At 61.3% G+C, this 24917-nt stretch carries 25 protein-coding genes; 14 read left to right on the forward strand and 11 right to left on the reverse strand.

Going from position 1 to position 24917, the window contains the following annotated elements; translation table 11 throughout:
- The first annotated feature begins 1 nt into the window (after position 1).
- The 4 genes from QQS38_RS05355 (at position 2) to maiA (ending at position 2883) form a co-directional block, all read left to right on the forward strand.
- Positions 2-313: a non-heme iron oxygenase ferredoxin subunit gene (locus QQS38_RS05355; protein WP_479644333.1), complete on the forward strand. Its 312-nt coding sequence runs from the start codon at positions 2-4 to the stop codon at positions 311-313.
- A gap of 41 nt (positions 314-354) precedes the next feature.
- Positions 355-1386, forward strand: a complete 1032-nt coding sequence (gtdA, locus tag QQS38_RS05360; RefSeq protein ID WP_479644539.1) for a gentisate 1,2-dioxygenase — start codon at positions 355-357, stop codon at positions 1384-1386.
- Between the two features lie 141 nt (positions 1387-1527).
- Complete coding sequence (locus QQS38_RS05365) at positions 1528-2226, forward strand: fumarylacetoacetate hydrolase family protein (protein ID WP_479644334.1); 699 nt, start codon at positions 1528-1530, stop codon at positions 2224-2226.
- Between the two features lie 12 nt (positions 2227-2238).
- Positions 2239-2883, forward strand: a complete 645-nt coding sequence (gene maiA / locus QQS38_RS05370) for a maleylacetoacetate isomerase (protein ID WP_479644335.1) — start codon at positions 2239-2241, stop codon at positions 2881-2883.
- Between the two features lie 84 nt (positions 2884-2967).
- On the opposite strand, the gene QQS38_RS05375 is transcribed toward maiA, so the two are convergent.
- The 3 genes from QQS38_RS05375 to QQS38_RS05385 form a co-directional block, all read right to left on the reverse strand.
- On the reverse strand, positions 2968-4194 hold the full coding sequence (locus QQS38_RS05375; protein ID WP_479644336.1) for a porin: 1227 nt from the start codon (positions 4192-4194) through the stop codon (positions 2968-2970).
- Between the two features lie 147 nt (positions 4195-4341).
- The gene (locus tag QQS38_RS05380) at positions 4342-5706 is read right to left on the reverse strand and encodes an MFS transporter (RefSeq protein WP_479644337.1); all 1365 of its coding nucleotides are present in this window, start codon (positions 5704-5706) and stop codon (positions 4342-4344) included.
- A gap of 210 nt (positions 5707-5916) precedes the next feature.
- Complete coding sequence (locus tag QQS38_RS05385) at positions 5917-6516, reverse strand: LysE family translocator (RefSeq protein ID WP_479644338.1); 600 nt, start codon at positions 6514-6516, stop codon at positions 5917-5919.
- A gap of 289 nt (positions 6517-6805) precedes the next feature.
- Here QQS38_RS05385 and QQS38_RS05390 point away from each other — a divergent pair, with 289 nt between their 5' ends.
- Complete coding sequence (locus tag QQS38_RS05390) at positions 6806-7249, forward strand: hypothetical protein (RefSeq protein WP_479644339.1); 444 nt, start codon at positions 6806-6808, stop codon at positions 7247-7249.
- Between the two features lie 83 nt (positions 7250-7332).
- On the opposite strand, the gene QQS38_RS05395 is transcribed toward QQS38_RS05390, so the two are convergent.
- Positions 7333-8220 carry a LysR family transcriptional regulator gene (locus tag QQS38_RS05395; RefSeq protein WP_479644340.1) on the reverse strand — a complete coding sequence of 296 codons (888 nt, stop codon included), beginning with the start codon at positions 8218-8220 and terminating at the stop codon, positions 7333-7335.
- A gap of 102 nt (positions 8221-8322) precedes the next feature.
- Here QQS38_RS05395 and QQS38_RS05400 point away from each other — a divergent pair, with 102 nt between their 5' ends.
- From QQS38_RS05400 to QQS38_RS05410, 3 genes are all read left to right on the forward strand, one after another.
- The gene (locus QQS38_RS05400; RefSeq protein WP_479644341.1) at positions 8323-9312 is read left to right on the forward strand and encodes a zinc-dependent alcohol dehydrogenase family protein; all 990 of its coding nucleotides are present in this window, start codon (positions 8323-8325) and stop codon (positions 9310-9312) included.
- Between the two features lie 261 nt (positions 9313-9573).
- Entirely contained in the window at positions 9574-10443 is an 870-nt protein-coding gene (locus tag QQS38_RS05405; RefSeq protein WP_479644342.1) for an alpha/beta fold hydrolase, read from the forward strand.
- A 9-nt stretch (positions 10444-10452) separates the two neighbouring features.
- Complete coding sequence (locus tag QQS38_RS05410) at positions 10453-10785, forward strand: cupin domain-containing protein (RefSeq protein ID WP_479644343.1); 333 nt, start codon at positions 10453-10455, stop codon at positions 10783-10785.
- 186 nt (positions 10786-10971) lie between these two features.
- Here the strand turns inward: QQS38_RS05410 and QQS38_RS05415 are convergent, their stop codons facing one another.
- From QQS38_RS05415 to QQS38_RS05430, 4 genes are all read right to left on the reverse strand, one after another.
- Complete coding sequence (locus QQS38_RS05415; RefSeq protein WP_479644344.1) at positions 10972-11370, reverse strand: nuclear transport factor 2 family protein; 399 nt, start codon at positions 11368-11370, stop codon at positions 10972-10974.
- A 95-nt stretch (positions 11371-11465) separates the two neighbouring features.
- Entirely contained in the window at positions 11466-11663 is a 198-nt protein-coding gene (locus QQS38_RS05420) for a lipocalin-like domain-containing protein (RefSeq protein WP_479644345.1), read from the reverse strand.
- Between the two features lie 572 nt (positions 11664-12235).
- Positions 12236-12715 carry a hypothetical protein gene (locus QQS38_RS05425; RefSeq protein WP_479644346.1) on the reverse strand — a complete coding sequence of 160 codons (480 nt, stop codon included), beginning with the start codon at positions 12713-12715 and terminating at the stop codon, positions 12236-12238.
- A gap of 555 nt (positions 12716-13270) precedes the next feature.
- On the reverse strand, positions 13271-13723 hold the full coding sequence (locus QQS38_RS05430) for a winged helix-turn-helix transcriptional regulator (protein WP_479644347.1): 453 nt from the start codon (positions 13721-13723) through the stop codon (positions 13271-13273).
- 203 nt (positions 13724-13926) lie between these two features.
- Here QQS38_RS05430 and QQS38_RS05435 point away from each other — a divergent pair, with 203 nt between their 5' ends.
- A complete protein-coding gene (locus QQS38_RS05435) occupies positions 13927-14868 on the forward strand; it encodes an SDR family oxidoreductase (protein WP_479644348.1) in 942 nt (313 codons plus the stop codon).
- Between the two features lie 166 nt (positions 14869-15034).
- Positions 15035-15655, forward strand: coding sequence for an NADPH-dependent F420 reductase (locus tag QQS38_RS05440; protein WP_479644349.1), 621 nt, complete (start codon positions 15035-15037; stop codon positions 15653-15655).
- 65 nt (positions 15656-15720) lie between these two features.
- Here QQS38_RS05440 and QQS38_RS05445 read toward each other — a convergent pair whose 3' ends face one another.
- Positions 15721-16518 (reverse strand): creatininase, encoded by a 798-nt coding sequence (locus QQS38_RS05445; RefSeq protein WP_479644350.1) that lies wholly within the window; start codon positions 16516-16518, stop codon positions 15721-15723.
- Positions 16515-17960 (reverse strand): purine-cytosine permease family protein, encoded by a 1446-nt coding sequence (locus tag QQS38_RS05450; protein WP_479644351.1) that lies wholly within the window; start codon positions 17958-17960, stop codon positions 16515-16517. Before QQS38_RS05450 ends, QQS38_RS05445 begins: the two co-directional genes overlap by 4 nt.
- A gap of 248 nt (positions 17961-18208) precedes the next feature.
- Between QQS38_RS05450 and QQS38_RS05455 the strand changes: the two genes are divergently transcribed.
- The 4 genes from QQS38_RS05455 (at position 18209) to QQS38_RS05470 (ending at position 21966) form a co-directional block, all read left to right on the forward strand.
- Positions 18209-18895, forward strand: coding sequence for an FMN-dependent NADH-azoreductase (locus QQS38_RS05455; protein ID WP_479644352.1), 687 nt, complete (start codon positions 18209-18211; stop codon positions 18893-18895).
- Positions 18880-20244 (forward strand): amidase family protein, encoded by a 1365-nt coding sequence (locus QQS38_RS05460; protein ID WP_479644353.1) that lies wholly within the window; start codon positions 18880-18882, stop codon positions 20242-20244. Before QQS38_RS05455 ends, QQS38_RS05460 begins: the two co-directional genes overlap by 16 nt.
- Before the next feature lie 20 nt (positions 20245-20264).
- Positions 20265-20879: a DUF1989 domain-containing protein gene (locus tag QQS38_RS05465; RefSeq protein WP_479644354.1), complete on the forward strand. Its 615-nt coding sequence runs from the start codon at positions 20265-20267 to the stop codon at positions 20877-20879.
- Positions 20880-21033: 154 nt separating this feature from the next.
- Positions 21034-21966 (forward strand): LysR substrate-binding domain-containing protein, encoded by a 933-nt coding sequence (locus QQS38_RS05470; RefSeq protein ID WP_479644355.1) that lies wholly within the window; start codon positions 21034-21036, stop codon positions 21964-21966.
- A 224-nt stretch (positions 21967-22190) separates the two neighbouring features.
- Here QQS38_RS05470 and acnB read toward each other — a convergent pair whose 3' ends face one another.
- Positions 22191-24776 carry a bifunctional aconitate hydratase 2/2-methylisocitrate dehydratase gene (gene acnB, locus QQS38_RS05475; RefSeq protein WP_479644356.1) on the reverse strand — a complete coding sequence of 862 codons (2586 nt, stop codon included), beginning with the start codon at positions 24774-24776 and terminating at the stop codon, positions 22191-22193.
- Between the last annotated feature and the right edge of the window lie 141 nt (positions 24777-24917).

A 24917-nucleotide genomic window follows, 5' to 3' on the forward strand; every position in this document is an offset into this window, starting at 1 on the left:
CATGTCGAAGCAGTGGACCAAAGTCATCGATTGCGCGGCAGTACCCAGCGCCGATGTGGTAGCCGTCGAGGCTGCCGGGCGCGAACTCGCCATCTATGGCGTGGACGGGGAAGTGTATGCAACGGACAACATTTGCACGCATGGCCACGCGCGCCTGTGCGACGGATTCCTAGAGGGTCACGAGATCGAATGCCCTTTGCATCAAGGCCGCTTCGACGTCCGTAACGGAAAGGCGCTGTGCGAGCCGCTCGCCGCCGATATCCGCACCTACCCCATCAAGATTGAAGACGGAAGCGTGTACGTCGAAATTTGATCACTCATGACCCGAAGGAGACGCTGATGACGATAGCTTCGATGCGCGAAGCACGCTCGACCTTCTACGTGAAACTCGGAGAACAGCGGCTCTCTCCGCTGTGGGAATCACTGCACCACCTCGTGCCGAAGGCGCCTCAGCCGCAAGCAGTCGCGGCCATCTGGAAATATTCGCAGATTCGCGACCTCGTCATCGAGGCGGGCACAGTGATCAGCGCGGAAGAAGCGGTTCGGCGCGTGCTCGTTCTAGAAAACCCCGGTTTGCCTGGAAAGGCGAGCATTACGTCCACCCTGTACGCCGGTCTGCAGCTCATCTTGCCGGGAGAGATCGCACCGAGCCACCGGCATACGCAATCGGCGCTGCGGTTCATCGTCGAAGGCAGCGGTGCATGGACCGCCGTCAACGGCGAGCGCACCACCATGCGCCCGGGCGATTTCATCATCACGCCCACTTGGACTTGGCACGATCACGGCAACCCAGCGCTGGACCAGGGCGGCGAACCGGTCGTCTGGCTCGACGGACTCGACATTCCGTTGATTGCGAACCTCAATGCAGGCTTCGCGGAAAGCTATCCCGAATCGACTCAACCGATCACTCGCCCTGAGGGCGACAGCTTCGCGCGCTTCGGCCACAACATGTTGCCGGTTCGTCATCGCGTATCCGATCCGACCTCGCCGATCTTCAGCTATCCCTATGAGAGGACCCGAGAAGCGCTCGATGCGCTCTATCGGAACGGCGATCTCGACGAATGGGACGGCGTGAAGCTGCGCTACGTAAATCCGACGACGGGCGGATGGCCGATGCCCACCATCGCCACCTTCATGCAGTTTTTGCCCTCCGGCTTTTCCGGCAGAACTTATCGCAGCACCGATGCGACTGTGTACTGCGTCGTGCAAGGGCATGGCCAGGCATCGATCGCCGGTACGCCCTTCGCGTTCGAACCGCACGACGTGTTCGTCGTGCCTGCATGGCAGCCCGTCAGTCTCGCCGCTTCCACGGACAGCGTGCTGTTCAGCTACTCGGACCGGCCCGTGCTGTCCGCGCTCAACCTGTTGCGCGAAGAACGCGCGTAGCGCGCGCAGTACCCATCGATCGAGGGCAAACCGTTGCGTTGCGTTGCATTGAGTTGCGCTGCATTGCGCTTCGTCTCCTCGCCCTTCCCGGTCGATGTCGCTCATTCGAATCTCTTCTCTCGACAATCGAGGCCTACCGTCATGTCATTCGTCTTCCCCCCCGAACCGACCGTCGCCGTCCCCGTCGCCGGCACTCAGGACCAGTTCCCCGTGCGGCGTGTTTACTGCGTGGGTCGGAACTACGCCGCACACGCCCGCGAGATGGGCTTCGATCCCGATCGCGAGCCGCCATTCTTTTTCTGCAAGCCCGCCGATGCCGTGGTACCCGTCGCCTACGGAGACACGCTCGAGCTGCCGTTTCCCGCGCAGACGGCCAACTACCACTACGAGGCAGAACTCGTGGCTGCGATCGGCAAGGGCGGCTCGGACATCGCGCTTGCCGATGCGCCCGATCATGTCTGGGGTTATGCCGTGGGCCTGGACATGACTCGCCGCGACTTGCAAATGAAGATGCGCGAAATGGGGCGGCCGTGGGAAATCGGCAAGGCCTTCGATCGTTCGGCGCCGATCGGGCCGATTCACGTCGCGAGCGAGGTCGGGCATTTCGAACACGGTCGATTGTGGCTGAACGTGAATGGCGTTCCGAAGCAGAACAGCGACGTCTCGCACTTGATATGGTCCGTTGCAGAGACGGTCGCCGATCTCTCGAAGTTCTTCCGTCTCGAGCCCGGCGATCTCATCTATACCGGGACCCCGGAAGGCGTGGGCGCGGTGGTCAGAGGCGATTTGATGACCGTCGGCGTCGAACGTCTCGGCGAGCTGAACGTTCGCGTCGCCTGAGGCGGAGCCTCCATGAATCTTCATAGCTTCTTCAACAGCTCGGCTTCGTATCGCGTGAGGATTGCACTCGCACTGAAAGGGGTGCCTTTCGATTACATTCCCGTGAACATTCGCACCGGCGTGCATCGCGAGGCGCAATACGTCGAGCGAATCAACGCTTCGGCGAGCGTCCCTGCTTTGGTCGACGGCGAACTCGCCCTCGGCCAATCGCTGGCTATCATCGATTATCTCGATGCGCATTACCCGGAGCCCCGCTTGGTTCCGGTGGGCACGATGCAGCGAGCGCGCGTTCTCGAGTTGTCGTATTTGATCGCTTGCGACATTCATCCCGTCAACAATTTGCGCATCCTCAAGTACCTCGACTCGGTGCTCCACGTTACGCCCGAGCAAAAGGACGCCTGGTACAAGCACTGGATTGCCGAGGGAATGAGCGCCGTCGAACGGATGCTCGCACAACACTGCGATGGACCGTGGTGCTTTGGCGACACGCCGACGCTTGCCGATTGCTGCCTAGTGCCGCAAATGGCGAACGCGCAGCGAATGGGCTGCGAGATCGGCCGCTATCCGTTGAGTCTCGCCGTGTATCGCCATGCCATGGCGCATCCGGCGTTCGACGCGGCACAACCGAACCGGCAGCCCGATTTCGTCGGGACGTGAGGCGCGGGCTTCGCGGGCGCCGTGACAATTGAATCGCCTGCGGCCGATACGGCACGCGGGCGATTCACGTCGTTTCGAAGAACCTTAGAACTTGTGGCGTATGCCGAGACGCATGCCGATCTGCTTGTCCGTCGAAGAAGGCGTGAAGCCGCTGACGTTAGCCACGGCGGGCTGCCCCAGCGAATCGCGCCCCGTGGCGCGCTGGAGGACGGCGAGCGCGTAGAGATCCGTCCGCTTCGAAAGACTGTAGATGGCGCCAAGATCGAGTTGCAGATACTTTGCCCCACCGTCTCCGTTGACGGAATTGCGCTTCGTGTAGTCGAAGGCCGCGCCGGTCAGCAAAGCTGGCGTCCAACGGTATCGCACGCCGAGTTCTGCGCTCGTAAAGGCTGCGTGGCCCGTATAGCCGCGCGGATTCGGACCTGAGGAAGCGCCCAGCGCATCGAACCGCGTGCTGGTCACGACAGCCGACACCGTTGCGGCGCCGAGCGTATAGGAAGCGCCGGCGCCGAGTATTTCGGTCGTATGTGCGGATGCGTATCCCGCAATCGCCGGCGACGACTCGGGCGTCGTCGCCGATCCGAACGATCCAATATTGTTTGCCGACGCAGGTCCCTTGTTTGGCGTATTGCCATAGAACGAGATGTTCGGATTGCGTGCGTTCAGATAACCTATCCCGGCCGCAAACGTGTCGCTGCTGTAGCTCGCGCCCACCGACCAGATCTGATTCTGGCTCTGGTTGCCCGCGACGCCGCCGAAACTATAGAGGGCTCCCGCGCGCAGCCCATGAAAATTCGGCGTAGTGAACTTGATCGAGTTATTGATCCGATTCGTGTTGCTGAGATTATCGACGTCGTTCAGATGCGAGGACATGTAGCCGCCCCACGCACCCGAGGCCCCGAATGGCTGCACCGAGTCGACCAACGGATCGTATTGGCGCCCGAGCGTGACGGTACCGGCGTTCGTCGACATCAGACCCACGTAAGCCTGCCTGCCGGACTCGGCGCCGCCTTGCGCGAGGGCGCCGCTATTCGTCATGAAGCCGTTTTCCAGAACGAAGATCGCACTAAGGCCGCCGCCGAGCTCTTCTTTGCCTCGCAATCCCCATCGGCTTCCCGAGAGCCCCGTGGTATGCGCATCGGAGATCGCGAACTGAGCGCCTCCGCGCGGGACGCCACCCGTCACCCCCGTTTGCGCGTTGTTGGTGTAGGTGAGCCCGATATCGACGATACCGTAGAGCGTAACGCTGCTCTGGGCGTGCGATGCCGTTGCCGCGACGGCGAGGCCGCAAGCGGCGAGTTGCTTCTTCATCGAGTGTCTCCGTGATGTCGTTAGGACTACTTAGGGTTGGCAGTTGACGGCGATCTGCAACGTATGACGAATTGCAGAGCGCTCGGCCGCTTCTCTTAGGAATGTTCGTCGTGCAGTTGGATGCCGATCGCGCCAACGAAGCGGTGCTCAGGACGCATCGGCCCTAGCCAGTGCCGCGAGCGCTGTCCCTGCCGCACGTCGGCTCGCTTGCAGGCCGCACAGGTAGATGGCGGCGGCCGCGATAACCGCTGGCGCCGCAACGATAAGGAACAGCACCGGGAGGCGGATATTGGCTGCGAGTAACGCGCCGCCGAAGAGCGCGCCGCATACGGAGCCGAGGCGGCCGATGCCGAGTGCCCAACTAAGGCCGGTGACACGACTCGCGGTAGGGTAGTAACGCGCGGCGAACGCGTTTGCTCCGATTTGCGAACCGCTGATGCAAAAACCGATACCGGTCACGGCTAGGCCGAGCGCGGCGCCGTGCGCGGAGCCTGTCACCGCGAGAAAGACGGCGCCGAGTGCGTAGGCGAAGGCGAGCACGACAGTGGCGGAATATCGATCCATTAGTCGCCCAATCACCAGCGCACCGAGCGTGCCGCCGACCTGATAGAGGACGGCGATTCGCGATGCGGCGACTAGCGACAGGCCCGACGCGTGAATGAGCATCGGCAGCCAATTGGTCATGAGGTAGACGATGAGAAGGCTCATGAAGAACACGCACCACAAGAGCACGGTTCCGACGCGGAACGGCTCGTCGAATAGCTGCTTCACCGGCGAACCCTCGGTCTTCACCTCGTGCAGCACGAAGCGCGTGTCGGCTTCGTTCGGCACCGGCGCGATACGCTCTAGCAACGTGCGCACTTTTTTCGGGTCTGCGCCGCTCACGACCAGGTAGCGAACCGATTCGGGCAGCCACGCCGCCATCGCGCCTATGAGGACAAGCGGCGCCACACCGCCGAAGACGAACACGCCGCGCCAGCCGTAGTCAGGAATCAGTTGCGCCGCGATCACGCCGCCCAGCCCAGAGCCCATCGTAAACCCGCAGAACATGACGGTGGTCAGAAATGCCCGGCGGCGCTCGGGACAATATTCGGACGTCAGTGCAATGGCATTGGGCATCGCAGCGCCGAGCCCAAGGCCGGTGGCAAAGCGCAACGCAACGAGGACCGGCACGCTCGCGGAGAACGTGGTGGCGAGGCTCGCCATGCCGAAAAAGCCGACCGTGGCCATCAGCGTCTTCTTGCGTCCGATGCGATCGGCGACCGGCCCGAGCAGCAACGCGCCGATCATCAGCCCGCCGAGCCCTGCGCCAAACAACACGCCGAGAATCTGCGGGCCCAGGTGCCAGTCACGCATGAGCACGGGTGCAATGAAACCCACGCACGCCGTATCGAAACCGTCCACGGCGACGATGCAAAAGCACAGGAAAAGGATTCGCCATTGAAAGAACGAGAAGGGGCGCCCGTCGAGCCACGCTCGAACGTCGATAACGGATACCGGGGGTTGCTGCATTGACGTGTCTCCTTTCATTTCGGCCTTCATGGCCTTCGTTATGGAAGGAAACTAACCGGGCAGTGCGGTCCCGTCGACATAGGAACGTGAATGCGCCGCATTCACCGCGTCAATATTGCTGAAGCGCGCGGCACGACTGCGCGACTTATCGGCCGATGAAATGCACTATCCGCTTTGGTCACGCAGGTCCGACTGCCCTACCGGCTCCATTCAACGCAAGGCCGAGAAAGCGACCGCCACGGAAAAAGCGCCAAGCACGAGCGAAGCACTGCGTAGCAGACGTGTCGGCGTCAAAACCCCTAGGCGACCGGTGCCGAGTCGTGCACCCAGCCCCACCCATAGCAGTCCGATCGGAAATACCAAGGCGAGAAAACTCCCCATCGCCTGCAGATAGGCCACGCCGCTTGCGAAGGCTGCTTTCGGAAAAATGGTACCGGCAAACAGAATCGCTTTTGGATTCAGCGATGTCGCCAAAAACAGGTCCCGCATACCGATCACTTTATGCTCCGCGTCCGTGAGCGCTAGCGTCGCATTCCACAAGCGCACCGCGAGATATGCGAGGTAGGTCGCGCTTCCAACGCGCACAACGGCGGGGAGCCAAGGCAAGATTTGCGCAAGCGTGGCAAGGCACATACCCCAGAAGGAAATAGCGACCACATAGCCAGCGGATTCCGCCAGCGTGAGCCGCGATGCCCGGCGAAAACCGCTTGCCAGTCCGGCGGCGGCAAGCAGCGTATTGGTGGGGCCCGGCATCACTAGAACGAGGAGTGCTCCAAGAAGGAACAAGCCGAGGCTTTGAATCGGAATCATCGTGTCGTGAGAGGGTGTGTCCGTGCGGACTGCATGAACTGCGCCGAAGCCCGCGACTATGTGTATATCAACCCTACGTTGTCAAGGCCCGACGGTAGCGTCGATAGCGTCCCGTCACTGCTTCTCCCGGCGGAGGACGTCTGGGGATCAGTTCTCGAGCAAGAGGCCGATCGTGATTTCTACAAGTTTCGTTACATCTCTTACGCCCCCCGAACCACACGGCAACATTTGCCTTTCTGCGACTGGATATACTTTGCGCGGTCATTTTTACGAGAATTAAAGGTCTGACATGCGAAAGAAAAACGTTCGTATTGCTGTATCGGCAACGGTGGTCGCACTGGCCGCATTGAGTTCCTTGCCGGTCTTCGCGGGCGATTTGAACAATGCTCTCGGCGGGGCGGTTGGCGGGGCGGCCGGCGCGGCCTTGGGCGGCGCCGTAGGCGGTAGCACCGGCTCCGTCATCGGCGGCGCGGTAGGCGGCGGCGCGGGCGGCGCCATTACTTCGAATCGCCGAGAACGCACCGGCGCGATTGTCGGCGGCGCGCTCGGTGGCGGCGTAGGCGCGGCGGCTGGCAACGCGATGGGCGGGCGCACGGGCGGCATCATCGGCGCTGCTGCCGGCGGCGGGGGCGGTGCGGCGCTTGGCGGCCATATCTCCCGCGCGAATTCCTACGCTAACGACTACCGCGCCCACCCGAGCTGGCGGCATCGCCGGCATCATCATCGCGACTAACAGCAGACGCAGGAAATCGATCGTGTAAGCGGTCATCACGAGCAGCGTCATCAGTGCGAAGCGCGTTGCATGCACTCAGCGCGCTACGCGAACGTCGACGTGACGAAGTCGATGAAACTACGCATCTTCGGGGTCAGCCTGCGATCGGGCGCAAACAAAACATGCATGGGGTGCGACGGCGTTTCGTAGTCGGGCAGCACGCGCACGAGGCGGCCTGAAGCGAGGTCATCGCCCAACAGCTCGGTTGGCTGAAGAATGATGCCGAGCCCTGCGAGCGCCGCCATTCGCAGCGCCTGGCCGTTGTTGATCGACAAGCGGCCGCCGACGCGCACGCTGTGCCGTCCCCGCTCGGTCGTGAATTCCCATTCGGGTTCGGGTGGGCGCGCCCAGTACGCGAAGCCGAGGCATTCGTGTTCGGCGAGATCCTCGGGGCGTTGCGGAACCCCGCGCGCCGCGAGATAGCCTGGCGACGCGCATGCAATGAGACGATAAGGCGCAAGCGGGCGCGCAATCAGGCGGGAATCGGGCAGCGGCGCGATCCGAATCACCGCGTCGTAGCCCTCGTCAACCAGATCGACGACGCGATCGCTAAGCGTCAAATCGATTTGCACCTCGGGATTGTCGGCCAAGTAGAGCGCGAGTGCAGGCACGAGCCGATAGGCGCCGAAACTCACAGGTGCGTTCACCCGCAGCTTGCCGCGCGGGACGGCTTGCACGTTCGCCGCAAGCGCCTCCACGGCTTCGGCTTCGGCCAGCAACGCCTTGCTGCGTTCGTAGAACGCCCGCCCGGCTTCCGTGAGGCTCTGGCGCCGCGTCGTGCGATTGATGAGCTGCATCCCGTAACGGGTCTCCAGCCAGCGCACATGCTTGCCCACCAGTTGCGACGACAGACCCAACGCGCTACCCGCAGCGGCGAACGAGCCGGCCTCGGCCGCCTTGACGAAGATTGCCATGCTCGTGAGTCGATCCATGATTAGAAACGATCCGTTTCGACAGAATGATCATGCACGTCGTTTTTCTCCGTTTTGGATCGAATTATATTGAGCTTCCTTCAATCCTGCGGAGAACCCGTCATGTCACGAATCGTCCGCTTCCATGAGCATGGAGGCCCTGAAGTTCTGAAGATCGAGGAACTCGCCACGCCCTCGCCCGGCCCCGGCGAGGTCACGTTGCAGGTCAAGGCGATCGGCCTGAACCGAGCCGAATCGATGTTCCGAACCGGGCTCTATATCGAGTCGCCCCGGTTTCCTGCCCGGCTAGGCTATGAGGCCGCCGGCGTCGTCGCCGCGCTCGGCAGCGGCGTCGATGGCTTGTCGATCGGCGACGCGGTCAGCCTCGTGCCGCCGCCGTCGATCACGCGTTGGGGAACGTATGGCGAGGTCGCGAACGTACCGGCTCAATATCTCGTCAAGCACCCTGCTTCGCTTAGCTGGCCGCAGGCCGCCGCCATCTGGATGCAGTACGTGACAGCCTGGGGCGCCCTCGTCCATCTAGCGCAGCTAGCACCCAACGACACCGTGATCGTCACGGCCGCCTCGAGCAGCGTTGGCATCGCCGCCATTCAAATGGCCAAGATGATCGGCGCGACCGTGATCGCGACGACGCGCACGAGCGCAAAGCGCGACGCACTCCGGGCGGCAGGCGCCCACCATGTGGTTGCGACTCAGGAAGAAGACTTGGTCGAGCGCATTCGCGAGATCACGAATGGCGCCGGCGCACGCGTCGCCTTCGACGCTGTTGCCGGGCCTCAGTTCGAGCAAATCGCGCAAGTCCTCTCGGCAGATAGCGTCGCGCTCGTTTACGGCGCGCTGAGCCCCGAACCCACGCCGATGCCGCTGTTCCCAATGCTCGGCAAGCGCATCAGCGTGCATGGCTATACCTATAAGCGCGTCATCAACGATTCCGACCGATTCGCGCGCGCCAAGCGTTTCATTGTCGATGCGCTGCGATCGGGCGAACTCGAGCCGGTCATCGACAAGATATTCACATTCGACGATATCGTCGATGCGCACCGCTATCTCGAATCGAATCAGCAATTCGGTAAAATCGTCGTGACGTTGTAAGCAGCTGCAGCAGTCGAAACAGCTCGCCGAAAGCGATCAGAACCGGTGAGCCATGGCTACGCCCGCCTCGATCTGATTGCGCGTGGACGACGGAATGCCGCTGAAGCCATCGCCGATCGACGCCGTCGCGCTAACGATTGCCCCTATCGCCGATAGTGCCGTTTGCGCGCCGCCATTCGAGGTGTTCGAGAATGCACCCCACGCCCCGCGGCCCGAACTCTATGCTTGTTCTGCACCACAGTCCAATGCTCGAGGTGATTCATGACGGATACGTCGCCGCAACTTCAACCGCTGTCTTCCGGGGCGTTGCCTTTGGCGCATTCTTTTGACTTCCATGGCCAGTCGGTAAGATACGGCGTCATCGGCTCAGGACGGCCAATGGTGCTGGTACATGGAACGCCGTTTTCTTCGCAGGTCTGGCGTCGCATTGCACCGATCGCGGCTCGCTTTCGCCAAGTCTTCTACTTCGATCTCCTTGGCTATGGCATGTCGGAGCAGCGCGCCGACCAGGACGTCTCACTCGGCATTCAGAATCGCCTGCTCGCGGCCTTGCTAGAGCATTGGCAACTCGACAAGCCTGACATGGTTGCTCATGATTTCGGAGGCGCCACTGCACTTAGGGCGGCCTTGTTGGATGGATGCGAGTATCGATCGTTGTTGCTGATCGATCCCGTGGCGCTCGCCCCATGGGGCTCGCCGTTTGTTCGTCATGTGCTCGCGCATGAGGCTGCATTCGCGAGCGTGCCCGCGTACATTCATGAGGCGATGGTCGATGCATATCTACGGGGCGCCGTGAACCGAGCACTGGCTGCAGACACCATGCGCATTTACTCGTCGCCATGGATAGGCGAACGGGGTCAAGCGGCGTTTTATCGCCAAATCGCCCAGATGGACCAGCGCTATACCGATGAGGTCCAGCCGCGTTATAAAGAACTTCGCTGCCCGGTTTCGATCTTGTGGGGCGAAGACGATGAGTGGATTCCGGTCGATCGGGGCGTGGAATTATCGGCGATGATCCCCGGCGCACGCTTCACTCGGGTTCCCGCCTCGGGACATTTGATGCAGGAAGACGCGCCCGAAGCGATTGTCGGTGAGATGATGGATTTTATGCAGTTGGGCGCGCGACATTAGATCGGCCATATGCAACTTCAAACCGGTAACTTGTTCAGCTTCGACGGGAAGCACGGCGGCGATGAGCAGATCGACATGCTCGTCGCGGAGCCGCACCTGAACGTGGAGCGCATCGTATCGATGGGCCACGCGAGTCCCGAGGGCTTCTGGTATGACGACTCGCGAGTCGAATGGGTGGTGCTGCTATCGGGTGCTGCCGTGCTCGAGTTCGAACGGGACTCGACGCTGCTCGAAATGCGTCCCGGCGACTACGTTCTGATCGAGCCGCATTGCCGGCATCGCGTCGCGTCGACTCATGCAGAAGAGCAAACCGTCTGGCTTGCGATCTATTACGAGCGCTGAAGCGCGCGCGACTTCATACACGGTAGCCGGGACTCCACCTGCCGGGTAGTTCACGCCCGCCGTCTTTCCCTACGGCTATCCCGCGGTAAATCGGTCTAAGAAATCAGACCGCTAGTGGTCCAACCATCCCTTCTCTAGCAAAATCGCGCCGCGCAATGCCAGGTCCGACGAAGGCACGTCTTTCGGCTACGCGTATTTGTCGCCTACCGTACTGCGAATCGGATGGGTATCGTAGACGATGATCATCCGCTCGATGAGCCCATTGTCGTCGAACTCGAAAACATCGACGCACTCGAAACGCACCGCAGACCCGTCCTTCAGCCCCCAGTCGTAGACGAAGTACCCGGTCGCCCGTCGAGCCCCCATCGTGCTAGCGCAGATATCGATAAGCGTGATTCTGCTTTCTCCGGACGCTGCTTTGACCTTTGCAAAGAAAGGCGCAGCGGGCATCCAGCCGAGAAACGGCGAGAAGATCTGCGCGTCCGGCGTGAAGAGCGCACAGATCGCTGCGACATCGCCGCGCTCCAACTGCTCGAGATAGCTGCGCACCTGTCGCGTGTATAGCGCTTCCGACGTTGAGGTCATCCTCATCCTCCGATCATTCGTTGACAACTGCGCGCGTTCGAACGAACACGTGTCCGGTACGTGGCGCCGTTGGTTGCCCAATTAATCGCCACGCGTCATCTCAGCCGCCGCAGGACCACTTCGGCCGTACCGCCGCTCGAAGCCGGCGTCGTCCACTTGAGTTGGTCTCCATCGATGTTAAACGGCCGCTTCTGCTCGACGCCATTCCAGTTCGGAAACGAACTGGTGGCGACATGGAACGTGATTGTCTTGTCAGACTCGTTCACTGTATAGGTGCCGAAGTGAGCGATCATGCAACACCGCCGAAGTACGCCCCGCGAAAGAGCCCATTTGTCTCATCACGCTTCTCCAACAGAGAATACTCGGGAACGGTTCGCCGTATCTCGCCATCGGGTTGTTTTGAATGCCGCAAATCCAATTACCGAGCTGCTTCAGAAGACTACTTGGCAACATGTCGTGCGACTAGGCTCGTTTTCCTGCATTGGTGAGGGGGCCATGAGCCCGCCATCCGTGCCCGCGTGGCTCTCTTCGCAAGCGTGGTCATACGTTCCTAATGGGACACGTTGGGGCGAAGGCCGCAGCAACCGAGGACTCGTCAACCGAGATCAGCCAGCGAAGGTCCGCTGCCTCGTGCGGCCCGGACGTTCGATTGTCGGGCATCGTACAAGGCCGACTGGCCTGTTATGGCCGATCGGCGACCGACGATGCCGTCTCAACGCTCGACGCCGTGGGGAGGTCGTAGTTCGACGCAAAGCGGATCTCCGATCAGCCCAAAGCGGCTGATCGGGTGCGAATGCTCGCCTCTCTCGGACACAGTTTCGTTGCCCGCGCCAAAGTCCTGACCGCGCGGGCAATACCGTGCTTGTTACTTGACGGCAACGCCCGCCAGATGTCCGATCCCGTCGGCCGTCTGTGTGCCCACGTTCCTCGCGACGACACCCAGGCCACCCACCACCGTGACGCCCGTGTCGGCCACCTCGAACTCGGTTCCGGCGACCGCGACCGTCCCCTTGATGTGGTCGCTGCCGGCCAGCGCGCCGAAGAGTATCCGTGCCGCAACGGGACGTGTCTTAAATTCGCTTACGTGAAGAACGACCGGAGCGCCTGACGCCGTAACCGGAATACCGATCTTCGTCATCTCAGCATGGAAGGCCCCGAGAAGGTCCGCCTTCGCTTCAGAGGAAATGTCGAACGATCCAGCATCGATCTGCAACTCACTCACACCGCCGGTAAGTGCGACACTTACATCGTGCCCCCGGTCCGCGGGTAGAGGATTCATGGTTGGTGTTCCAGCACACGCGGCAAGGGCGATGACGCAGATCGCTGAAAGGGAGATCAGACGCATTTTGATATTTCCGAATTTATTGTTGAGAAATTGATGATCGGCAGTGCCGCAGTCAAGGCTTCGCCACGCAGAGCATCCGAACTTTTCAGACCGCGGGAGCTGCGGTTCGTCATCGGTCTGATGGGTGAGTATCGGCCGTGGGAGATGAGTTCTTTAGGGTTATCGTGTCGCACGGCCTCGGTTTGGAATATGAAGAAGACTTGCTCCTATACAAACCGCCGGTAATCCGCCCGCCATTCACCATTATTGACCTTGCCGCCGTTTCGCCTCATTGCAATTGGGCCAGTGGGCACCGATCGCCGCCACTCTGGCGCGTACCGTCGAGAGTCTGAAACTGGCCGACCAGTGCCCCGCAATCAAGCGCAGCGATCGTCCGTGGACGAGCATCTAATGCAGAAGGCATGAAGTACCCCCAACCGCCGTTAGGGTTGGTGAAACATTAATGGCGGCTTCCAGGACCGTTTGGGACATCGGCCCGGCGATTTGCTGCACCTCGCAGGTGGTGGGGTGTGCCTTTCGTTCGTGCGACGTGACAGGGTGTGCTTGCAGTCGGCCTCATTCCTTTCGTTCAGGAAAGAGACACCCGCCATTGCGGACCAGCGCCTTCACCTCTTCGCTCACCTGTAAGGGGCTTTGACTCAATCGAGCAACGAATTCCTTACGGCGTCTGACGTACGACTTCGAATCGTACTTCGCGCTCCAAAGGACTATGTTGAGCACGACGGGAATGAGGTCCAAGCCCTTCTCGGTGAGCGTGTAAAAGTCCTTCCGCCTGTCGTCGGGGCTGGGTGCCCTCGAGAGAATTCCTTGCTGCTCAAGAAACGCAAGGCGGGAAGCAAGGACATTGGTCGCGATTCCCTCCTCCGATTTCAGGAACTCGCCATACGTCTTCTTGCCGACAAAAACGATGTCGCGAATGATCAAGAGCGACCACCGGTCGCCGAAGATCTCCACGCCGTAGTTCACCGCACAATGGGACCGAACGTCTTCTTTGGATGTCGTCTTCATCGCTAGATATTAGCATCGCTTGCATCTTGCAAGTTAATTTGCGCTGTTTACTTGCTTTTTGCAAGTGATATACCTAGGATGCGTGTTAGGGGGTGCGGGCAGCACCCAACAATCCACCAACTTCTCAATCGGCGTCAGCCTTCTCGGCTGAGCGCACCGGTACGCCCCCTTCTCGCATCACATTACTCGTAAGGAACATTCACATGCACGTTTTCGTCACTGGCGGGACCGGCCATTCCGGTCCGTACATCATCTCCGACCTCATCGCCGCCGGCCATGAAGTCACCGCCCTGGCTCGTTCGGACAAGGCGGCTGCTGCGGTGTCCGCACTCGGCGCGAAGGCGCGTCTTGGTAGCCTCGAGGATCTTGACGGTCTTAAAGAAGCGGCCACCGCCTCCGACGGTGTCATCCATGTCGCACACCGACAAGACCTGATTCCGGCCGGCGGGATCAACGCCGTGGCCGATGCGGAGCTTCAGATCATGCTCGCATATGGCGAGGCGCTGGCCGGCACCGGAAAGCCGCTGGTCTCATCGGGAAGCATCGGCTCGCCCGGCTGGGAAAACCTGGGTCGACCAGCCACCGAGGAGGATCCGCCTCTTCCCGGCGGCGATCCATACAAGAACACCTTGCGGGTTCGTAACATCGTGGAAACCACCGTAATCGGCCTCGCCGAAAAAGGCGTGCGGTCTTCGGTCGTTCGGATTCCTGAAATCATGCACAGCACGACCGATCATGCCGGCTTCCTCCCGCTGCTGATCGGGCTGGCGAAGGAAAAGGGGGTCGCCGGTTACCCCGGAGACGGTGCGAACAGGTGGGCCGCCGTGCACACCCGCGACCTCGCCACCGTGTTCCGCCTGGCGCTCGAGAAGGGCGCCGCCGGCAGAAGCTGGCACGCGGTTGCAGACGAGAGCATTCCGTACCGCGAGATCGCCGAGGCCATCGGCAGTCGCTTGAAGCTGCCCGCCGTGCCCATTCCCGCGGACGTGCTGATGTTGCCAGGGTATTTCGGGTTCCTTGCGAATCTAGTCACGCTGGATACCCCGGCGTCGAATGCCATCACGCGCCAGACGCTCGGCTGGACACCAACGCAGCCCGGCCTGCTTGCCGATATGGACAACGGCCACTACTTCCCTGTCAACTAAGCTAAGCGGACGGTAGGGACTCCCGCATCGCGCCGAGGCCGACCACAAGACACGAACCTCCCGGAGGGGCAGGAGAGCGACGCAAGTGGCTCGGCGCACACGAAAAACATTATGGGCGAAAGCCTCGTACGGATTACGGGCATGCGCCACTCGAAAGGATATTTTCATGAGCACGATCAGCATCATTGGCGCAGGAAGCATGGCCACGGCGGTCGCCGGCCGTATCGCCAAAGCAGGACATACCGTCGAGGTCCTGAGCCGCAACCCAGCCAAAGCGCGGGCGCTGGCCGATAAGCTCTCGGCGGGAGCGATCGCGGGGAGTTACGCCTCAGCGCCGACGGGCGATATCGTCATTCTCGCCGTGCCGTACGGCAGTGCGTCGGCGGTAGTGGTCGATTTCGGAGCTGCGCTCGACGGCAAGGTGATCGTCGACATCACCAATCCGGTCGCCCCGGACCTTTCCGGCCTCGTCAGCCCACACGGCAGTTCGGGCGCGCAGGAGATCGCCAAGGGTCTTCCCGCCACCGCGCACGTCGTAAAGGCGTTCAACACCGTCTTTGGCCACGTCCTTGCCAAGAACGGACGCCTCGACGCGTTCATCGCAGCCGACGATGCGCAGAGCAAGGCGCGCGTTTCGACGTTCATCGAGAGTCTCGGACTACGTCCGTTGGATGTCGGTGGCCTGCACATGGCCTCGACGCTCGAGGCGCTAGGTTTGATGATGATCGGACTGGCCAAAAATGGCGCCGGCACCTGGGATATCGCCTTGAACGTCGAGATCGGCTGAAGCACCGGCACCACGTCTTCACCGGCGGGTTAATCGAATTCGTCACCGGGAACCACCGGCTCCGATCAGGCGTTGGAACGAGCTTCCGGCACGCATGCGGTCAGTCGAAACTCATGACGCACCGCCGCTGCGATTCCGTCAACGACATCCGTCGCTAATAGACGTCCCTTTTCGCGGCTCGAGTCTTTCGCCGACGACAAGACTCCGCTCGACGGGACCCAGTCGGTACGAGCCGGGTACATGTCATAAGCCGGAAATCGAGCGGGCCCGTGCGCCGGGATGCGCTCGAGCGACACGAGTTGCGGGTGATAGTGAAGCATCATCGACGTCTCGATCACGGCCGCATGTTCGAGCGCAATGCCGGGAAATCCCTTCGGGAAAATCTCGTCGAGCGTTTCTCTGCGACAAAACTCCCAGTGCTCGACGCGCATCACTTCCATCCCGCTGCCAATGCCCGCCTCCCGCATCGCGAGTTCGATGCCCTCGGTGACGAACCACTGGTTCTCAAAATGCCCAACGACGATTACAAGACGCCTGACGCCGTGGTGATGAAACTCGCGCACCGTGTCGCGGATCATCGCGCTCAACGTCGCTCCGTCGACGCTCGTGGTGCCGCAAAAATGCTGACCGCCGCCGCTCCTGGGTTGCGACTTATAGCCGTATGAAAGCGCTGGCGCCACGATGCCCCCTACCTCCCGCGCAACGTCCTCGCTAATCGCGCTGGCCAGCATGGCATCCGTTCCAAGCGGCAGATGAGGGCCGTGCTGTTCCGTCGCGCCGCACGGCAGAAATACGACAGACCCAGCTTTGACTCGCCGTTCGTATTCAACCCAGTTCATGTTGTCCATGCGCACGTTGTTCACGTCGAACTCCTGTTGTCAGCGACAGAGCCCGGCTCAGATCGGGCGCCTTGTCTTGCGGTATAGAAAAAGTAGTAACTTCCGCCCCCCACCACGAGCCCTGCGAGCCATGAAAGATCGATGCCGCCCAGCGCCATCGCAATGGGTCCCTGCATCGACTCGATACTGCCGACCTGAAACAGCCAGGCTGCAACGACACCCAACGCCAGCGCCACAGCGCCGGACCCATTGACGTCGCCACATGGGCTCTCCGAGTGGTGGCGGTAAAGCGCGCCGACATCGATCTGCCCACGCCGGATCAAGAAGAAATCGACGAGCACGATGCCCGCCCACGGCGCAATCCACACGACAAAGAAGACCATCACATTCTCGAAGGTGTCGGCGAACGCGCCGGAATGCAGGAATAAATAGAGAATCACGAGACCGACAACGCCCGACACAACGGATACGATCCAGCGCGGAACACGCAGATCGAGCGACAGCGTGGCGAGCGCCGCCGAATAGACGACAACGATGTTGGTCGCGATCGGACCGTGGACGAGCATGAGCAGGACGGGCAACGCCATCGCGCCGAACACCGCGATGATGAGTTGGGCAGGATCCGCGCCGCTCCCTGCCGACGCGATCATCGCTCCCAAAAAGGCAAGCCAAACAGTTGGAACAAACATGCCGAGCGCGGTCGCACGAAATACCTGCAGGCTGCTCAGCCGCGGTTGCGTAAAGCGCGTGTAATCCGACGCATAGACCAGCCACGAGATACCCCACCCGATACCGATCGCCGTCATGAGCTTGCTCATCGCGGAAAGCTTGCCGATGCCGTGAGCGGTCGCAACGTGCCAGCGAATGTCCACATGTGTGAAGGCAAGCACGGTCATCACGACCATGATGGCCAGAACGACCGGCATCGTATAACGCTCGAAATAGCGAATCGCGTGAAAGCCCCATGTCGCGATACCCACCTGAATGAGCATGACCGAAATCGCGATGACGTACTTGAGCTCGATGCTGCCCGCTATTCCCATGCGCTCGAGCGCAGCGGCAGCGAGATCCAAAACGATCCATGTATTGATCGCCACCCATCCCATCGGCATCAACACTTGCATAAGCGTAGGCAACCACGCTCCGCGCCGGCCGAATGCCAGCCGCGAGAGCACCATTTGCGGAACGCCCGTGCGATGTCCAATCACGCACATCGCGCCAAACAACGCGCATCCGAGCGCGTTGCCGACCACGATAACGGCCAAGGTCTCGATGAGGCTCAAGCCCAGTTGGATGCCGATTGCTCCCAACACCCAGTTGATCGGAGCGACGTTCGCACCGGCCCAGATCCAAAACTGGTCCAACTGCCCGGATGTCCTGCTCGCGTGCGGTACGGGTTCTATGCCATGCATGTCGAATACGCCGTCCGCGGTCGTATTCGCTTGCGTTGCTCGATCGGTTGACACGATTGTCTCCTCCTTTGATCGCGACTGTGATTCTCTGAGTCCGCATTTAAGCCGAGACAAATAAACGGCGAAATCGACGAATCCTCAACGGGGGTTGAGAAAAATTCGACCGGGTTCGCGGCATCTCCCAGGTAGTTGAGTTTTTCTCAACACCAAAGAAAAATTCATCAATCGTGCAAATGAGCGCGTCGTGGCTAAATCGGTGCTCTCGTTCTATCTGTTTGAGCAAGCAAAGGAGTGCACACGCCATGACTACCCTGCTTCACATCAACGCCAGCGCGCGCGGTGACCGGTCACTGAGCCGCAAGCTTTCCGGCGCCTTCATCGACGCCTGGAAAGCGCTCGAACCTGCGGTGCAAATCATTACCCGTGACGTGGGCGCCAATCCGCCGCCGATCATCACGGAAGGCTGGATCGCCGCCGTCTTCACGCCGGAAGAGCGAACGACACCGCAGCAACGCGAGGCGTTGCGTCTTTCCGACGAACTCATCGACGAAATCGACCGCGCGGACCTGATTGTGATCGGCACGCCCATGTACAACTATGGGATGCCGGCGGCGCTCAAGTCTTGGTTCGACAACGTCATTCGCATTGGAAAGACATTCACGTTCGATCTCGCACGCGGGGATTTCCCGCTCGAACCCGTAATGCGCGGCAAGACGCTCGTCATCCTGAGTTCGCACGGCGAGTTCGGCTTCGGCCCTGGCGGCGTTCGCGAGAAGATGAATCACCTGGAAACGCATATCCAAACCTGTGCGCACTATCTGGGCGTTGAACAAAGCCACGCGATCAGCATCAGCTATCAAGAATTCGGCGATGCACGACATGAGGTGTCGGTGGCCGATGCTTTCGCCGCGGCTCCCGTGTTGGCTCGTCAACTGGCCGAAGCTCGCTCGAAACACCTGACCATCGAAGGCTCATGCACACCCGTTTGACGATGGCAGAGACTGCCTCGAAGCTGCAAGACCGAAGCATCGATGCGGTCGACTTGGTCGACGCCGCAATGAGGAAAGCGCGCGCCTCGCGTGGCGTCTTCATCTCGTTCATCGATCGGGCGCACGACGATGCCGTGGCATCCGCGCGCCGACGTAGATTGGGCACGCCGCTTAGTCCGCTCGACGGCATCCCGTTTGCCGTGAAGGACATGATCGATGTGGCAGGCAGCAGAACGACGGCTGGATCGATGACACGGATAGATGCGCCGCCGGCATGCGACGACGCTTACGTTGTTAGCGCCATGCGAGGTATTGGCATGATCCCTATCGGCAAAACGAACCTCAGCGAATTTGCCTTTTCGGGTCTTGGGCTCAATCCGCACTTTGGCACTCCGACGGCGGACTTCCACGCCGTATCGTCGCGTGCGCCAGGCGGCTCATCGTCCGGGTCCGCAATCGCGATCCAGCGCGGCTTCGTAACAGCCGCGATCGGCACCGACACCGCGGGGTCCGTCCGCGTACCGGCGGCGCTCAACGGGCTGGTCGGATTCCGGGCATCGACCGGCCGTTACGGCATGGAGGGCGCACACCCGCTCGCCGTCACCCTTGATAGCCTCGGGCCGCTCGCCCGCAGTGTCGAAGACTGCGTACTGCTCGATGGAGCGATGCGAGGGTGCGCCAACGCCGAAATACGGGCTGTTCCGCTGGAATTGGAGCAGGTCCGGTTTGTAGTCGATTCGTCGATGCTCGAGGACCCTACGCTTCAGTCAGACGTGGCGACGAATTTGCGCAGCGTGGCGGCACGGTTGCGCCAATGCGGCGCATGCGTGGAAGAACGCCCCGTGGAAGCACTCATGCGTACCCGCGAGGCGATTTCGAACCACGGCTGGCTCGGGGCGATCGAGGCCTGGTCGGCACTTCGGCAAGTGGTCGAAGGCGAACGCGGTCATCAGATCGATCGTCGTGTTCGAAGCCGATTGCTAGCCGCGAAAAGCATCGGTCCGCAGGCGGAAGCACACCTGCGTATGCTGCGCGCCGAACTGATGCAACACATGCTGCATGAACTCGGCGACGCCGTTCTCGTCACGCCTACGGTAAAGCATGTGGCTCCGCCGCTTGCGGCACTCGAGGCCGACGACAGGCTGTTCGCCGCAACCAACCTCGAAACGCTTGCGCTGACGATGCCCGGCAGCTTCCTCGATATGCCGGGCGTCGCCGTCCCGTCCGGCGCCGATCGACAGGGCCTGCCCACGTCCGTTCTCTTCTCCGCCCCGCAAGGACACGATGATCGTCTGTTGCGCGCGTGTCTTGCGGTCGAGTCGGTGCTGCCGACCCGATCGATCCTATAAAACGTTTGAGGAAAGCACCCATGAACACGACAACCCCGCACGTTGACAACACGCTCATGCGTATTCCCGCCCGTAGCGGTGTGGCGATCGAACTCGCCAAAGGCAAGACGATCAAAGTCATCAATACTCATGGTCATCAGGTAGTCGACACGTGGGCATTCAATCAGGAAGACATCGAAGAATGTATGTCGATGGAGCATAGCCGCGCGTCTCTCTTGACGCTCTCGCCGAAGGTGGGCGACACACTGGTCACGAACCATCGGCGAGCCATCCTAACGCTCGTCGAAGACACGACGCCAGGCGTGCACGACACGCTGATCGCAGCCTGCGACCGGCACCGGTATAAGCAATTGGGTGTAGACGGCCACCATGACAATTGCACCGACAACCTCGCCGCCGCGCTCGGCAGTCTCGGCCGGACCGCCGAAGCAACGCCGTGTCCGCTGAATCTGTTCATGAACGTGCCGGTACACGCGGAGGGGCGGCTCGAATTCGTCCCGCCCGTGAGTCAGGCGGGCCAATACGTCGCCCTACGCGCCGAAATGGACCTCATCATCGTGATGTCGGCTTGCCCTCAGGATGTCACGGCAGTCAACGGGATGGCTCCTACGGACGCGCACTATTCGATTTGTTGAATGCGCTGTGGCATGCCACGCGGCGCTGCGACGGTCGCTGCGTTCGCCGATAGGTCGACGTGGTGGGCGTAGGCTTCGAGCAAATGCGCACCGCTTTGTGCGGTAAGATCCATGCACTGCAACCGGCCGGCTTCCGGATGAAGGGTTTTTCGCTATGCGTAAGTTGCCACCGCTCAATTCGATCCGCGCGTTCGAGGCGGCGGCCCGACATCAGAGCTTCACGGCCGCCGCGGCTGAGCTGTCGGTCACGATCACGGCGGTGAGCCATCAGATCCGGCAACTCGAGGCCCGCATCGGGCACAAGCTTTTCGAAAGAACGGGCCGCGCCGTCACGCTTACCCCTGTCGGCAAGACGATCTACCCGATCCTGAGAGACGGCTTCGACCAGATTGCTCAGGCATTCGAAGTCGTCAATGCCCGCGCAAACGAAGATTCGATCCAGATCTCGGCCACTCGCGCCTTTGCGGAGCGCTGGCTGATGCCCCGCCTATCGCAATTCAATGCGCTCCACCCGGACGTCATGGTGCATATTCACGGCTCCGAGAAAGCGGTCGATTTGCGTGCCGAAGAGATCGACCTTGCCATCCGGTACGGTCCCGTCGAAACGGACCAACAGGATTCGGTGATTTTGAATGACTGCTATGTCGCAGTTGCCGATCGAAGCATCTGTGCCGAAGGCCGTACTCCAACGATCGAGGACTTTCGCAATCGTCCGTTGCTCGCCTACAAGTGGGAAAACCGCGCGCTGAATGCCCCGGACTGGTCCGCCTGGCTCGCGCTCGTGAAACACGATCAAACGGTCGACTTCCGCATTTCCTGGTACAGCGAGGAAATGCTCGCGCTCTATGCCGCCGAGTGTGGTCTGGGGCCGCTGATATGCAGCAATGTGCTGATCGACGAAGAGCTGCGCACCGGACGCCTGCGCAGAATCGAAGGCCCTTGTTTGCCGGGCTTCTCTTATCGGCTCGTGGAGATGCCCTCTCCACGGCCGAAGAAAGGTCTTCACCTTTTCACGAAATGGCTCCGTGAAGAGGCCGAATTGTTTCGCACCAAGGCCCAACATTCTCACGATGCCAGCCATGCATGAGGCTGCGCATGCTGTCGGATTGAAACCGCGGAACGTCGTCACGTCACGAAAATTGTGTGGGCCGATCGAGAACCACGCTAACAAGTCCACCTCGAGCGCGGGCGGCACATAACCCACGATCGAAAAAAATGGCACCGCAGGCGCTTTGCCCGCGATGCCATCGTGCAGCGCTACGACGAGAACGGCATGACGACCGAACGATTCGCCGTAGTACACCAGCACGCTTACATCGTCACGGTGTCTGCCACTTCCTTGAAATCTTCGATTTGACCGAAGTTCATGTATTGGTAGATCTTGTCGCCGTTGGCGTTCAGCACGCCCATGTCGGCCATGTACTCCTCGCGGGTCGGAATGCGGCCCAAGCGCGAGCAGATCGCGGCGAGTTCCGCCGAGCCCAGATACACGTTCGTGTTCTTGCCCAAGCGATTCGGGAAGTTGCGAGTCGAGGTGGACATGACCGTTGCACCTTCGCGTACCTGTGCCTGGTTACCCATGCACAGCGAGCAGCCCGGCATTTCGGTACGCGCTCCCGCGGTACCGAACACACCGTAGTGGCCCTCCTCGGTCAATTGCTTCTGATCCATCTTGGTGGGCGGGGCCACCCACAACTTGACCGGGATGTCGCGCTTTCCTTCCAGCAGCTTGGACGCGGCACGGAAGTGGCCGATGTTGGTCATGCACGAGCCGATGAACACTTCGTCGATCTTGTTGCCGGCCACGTCCGACAGCGTCTTCACGTCGTCCGGATCGTTCGGGCAGGCCACGATCGGCTCGTGGATGTCGGCCAAGTCGATCTCGATGACCGCTGCGTACTCGGCGTCCGCATCGGGCGACAGCAGTTGCGGGTCGGCCAGCCACTGCTCCATCGCCTTGATGCGGCGCTGCAAGCTGCGCGGGTCCTGGTAGCCTTGCGCGATCATCCACTTCAGCAGCGTGACGTTGCTGTTGAGGTATTCGATGATCGGTTCCTTGTTCAGGTGGACCGTGCAGCCTGCGGCCGAGCGTTCGGCGGATGCATCGGACAATTCGAACGCTTGCTCGACCTTCAAATCGGGCAGGCCTTCGATTTCGAGGATGCGGCCGGAGAAGATGTTTTTCTTGCCTTGCTTGGCAACGGTCAGCATGCCTTGCTTGATGGCGTAGAGCGGGATCGCGTTGACCAAGTCACGCAGGGTCACGCCAGGCTGCATCTTGCCCTTGAAGCGGACCAACACCGATTCCGGCATATCGAGCGGCATGGTGCCGGTGGCGGCAGCGAAGGCGACCAAGCCCGAACCAGCCGGGAAGCTGATGCCGATCGGGAAGCGGGTGTGCGAATCGCCACCCGTCCCTACGGTGTCGGGCAACAACATGCGGTTGAGCCACGAGTGGATCACGCCGTCGCCCGGGCGCAGCGCGATGCCGCCGCGGGTGCTGATGAAGTTCGGCAAGGTATGGTGCGTCTTGACGTCCACCGGCTTCGGATAAGCGGCGGTGTGGCAGAACGACTGCATGACGAGATCGGCTGAGAAGCCGAGACACGCCAAGTCCTTCAGCTCGTCGCGGGTCATCGGGCCGGTCGTGTCCTGTGAGCCGACCGACGTCATCTTCGGTTCGCAGTACGTGCCCGGCCGGACGCCCTGACCTTCCGGCAGCCCGCATGCGCGGCCGACCATCTTCTGAGCCAGCGAGAAGCCTTTGCCGCTATCGGCCGGTTGCTGCGGCAGACGGAACAGCGTGGACGGCGGCAGCCCCAACGCTTCACGCGCCTTGGCGGTCAACCCGCGGCCGATGATCAGCGGAATGCGGCCACCGGCGCGCACTTCGTCGAACAGTACATCGGACTTGACCTGAAATTCGGCAATCACCTCGCCATTCTTCAGCGCTTTGCCTTCGTAGGGGCGCAGTTCGACCACGTCGCCCATTTCCATCTTCGATACGTCGAGTTCGATCGGCAACGCGCCGGCGTCTTCCATCGTGTTGTAGAAGATCGGCGCAATCTTGCCGCCCAGGCAGACGCCGCCGAAGCGCTTGTTCGGGATGAAGGGGATGTCTTCGCCCGTGAACCACAGCACCGAATTGGTGGCCGACTTGCGCGAGGACCCGGTGCCGACCACGTCGCCCACGTACGCGACCAGGTGGCCCTTTTCCTTCAGCGACTCGATGAACTTGACTGGACCGCGCTTGCCGTCCTCTTCCGGCGTGATGCCGGGACGGGCGTTCTTCAGCATGGCCAGCGCATGCAGCGGGATGTCGGGGCGGGTGGTGGCATCCGGGGCCGGCGACAGGTCGTCGGTGTTGGTTTCGCCCGGCACCTTGAAGACGGTGACCGTCAAGCTTTGCGGCACTTCCGGACGGCTCGTGAACCATTCGGCGTCGGCCCAGCTTTGCATCACGGAGCGGGCGTTGGCGTTGCCCTTGTCGGCGAGTTCCTTCACGTCGTGGAACTGATCGAACATGAGGAGCGTTTTCTTCAGCGCGTCGCCCGCCGTGGCGCCCACTTCGGCGTCGGACAGCAGGTCGATCAGCGGCTCGATGTTGTAGCCGCCCAGCATCGTGCCCAGCAGTTCGGTGGCATGTGCCCGCGAAATCAGCGCGCAGACGGTTTGACCCTTGGCCACGGCGGCAAGGAACCCTGCCTTCACTCGCGCCGCTTCGTCCACGCCGGCCGGCACGCGGTGGGCGAGCAGATCGACCAGGGTCTGTTCTTCGCCGGCGGGCGGATGGGCCAGCAGTTCCACCAATTCGGCCGTCTGCTGGGCCGTCAGCGGGAGCGGAGGAATGCCGAGCGCGGCGCGTGCGGCTGCGTGAGCACGATAGTTTTCGAGCATGAGGGACCACCTGCAGGTATTGCGGTTCAGGGGAAGGGCCAGGTGCGCCGAGGCTGTTCCTGGCACCGGTACGATCGCGATTCTAGTTTCATTGCCGGGCAACGTCAAATGTCTTATGTCTTATATAAGACATACAAACGC

Source organism: Trinickia sp. Z7 (genome assembly GCF_056498045.1).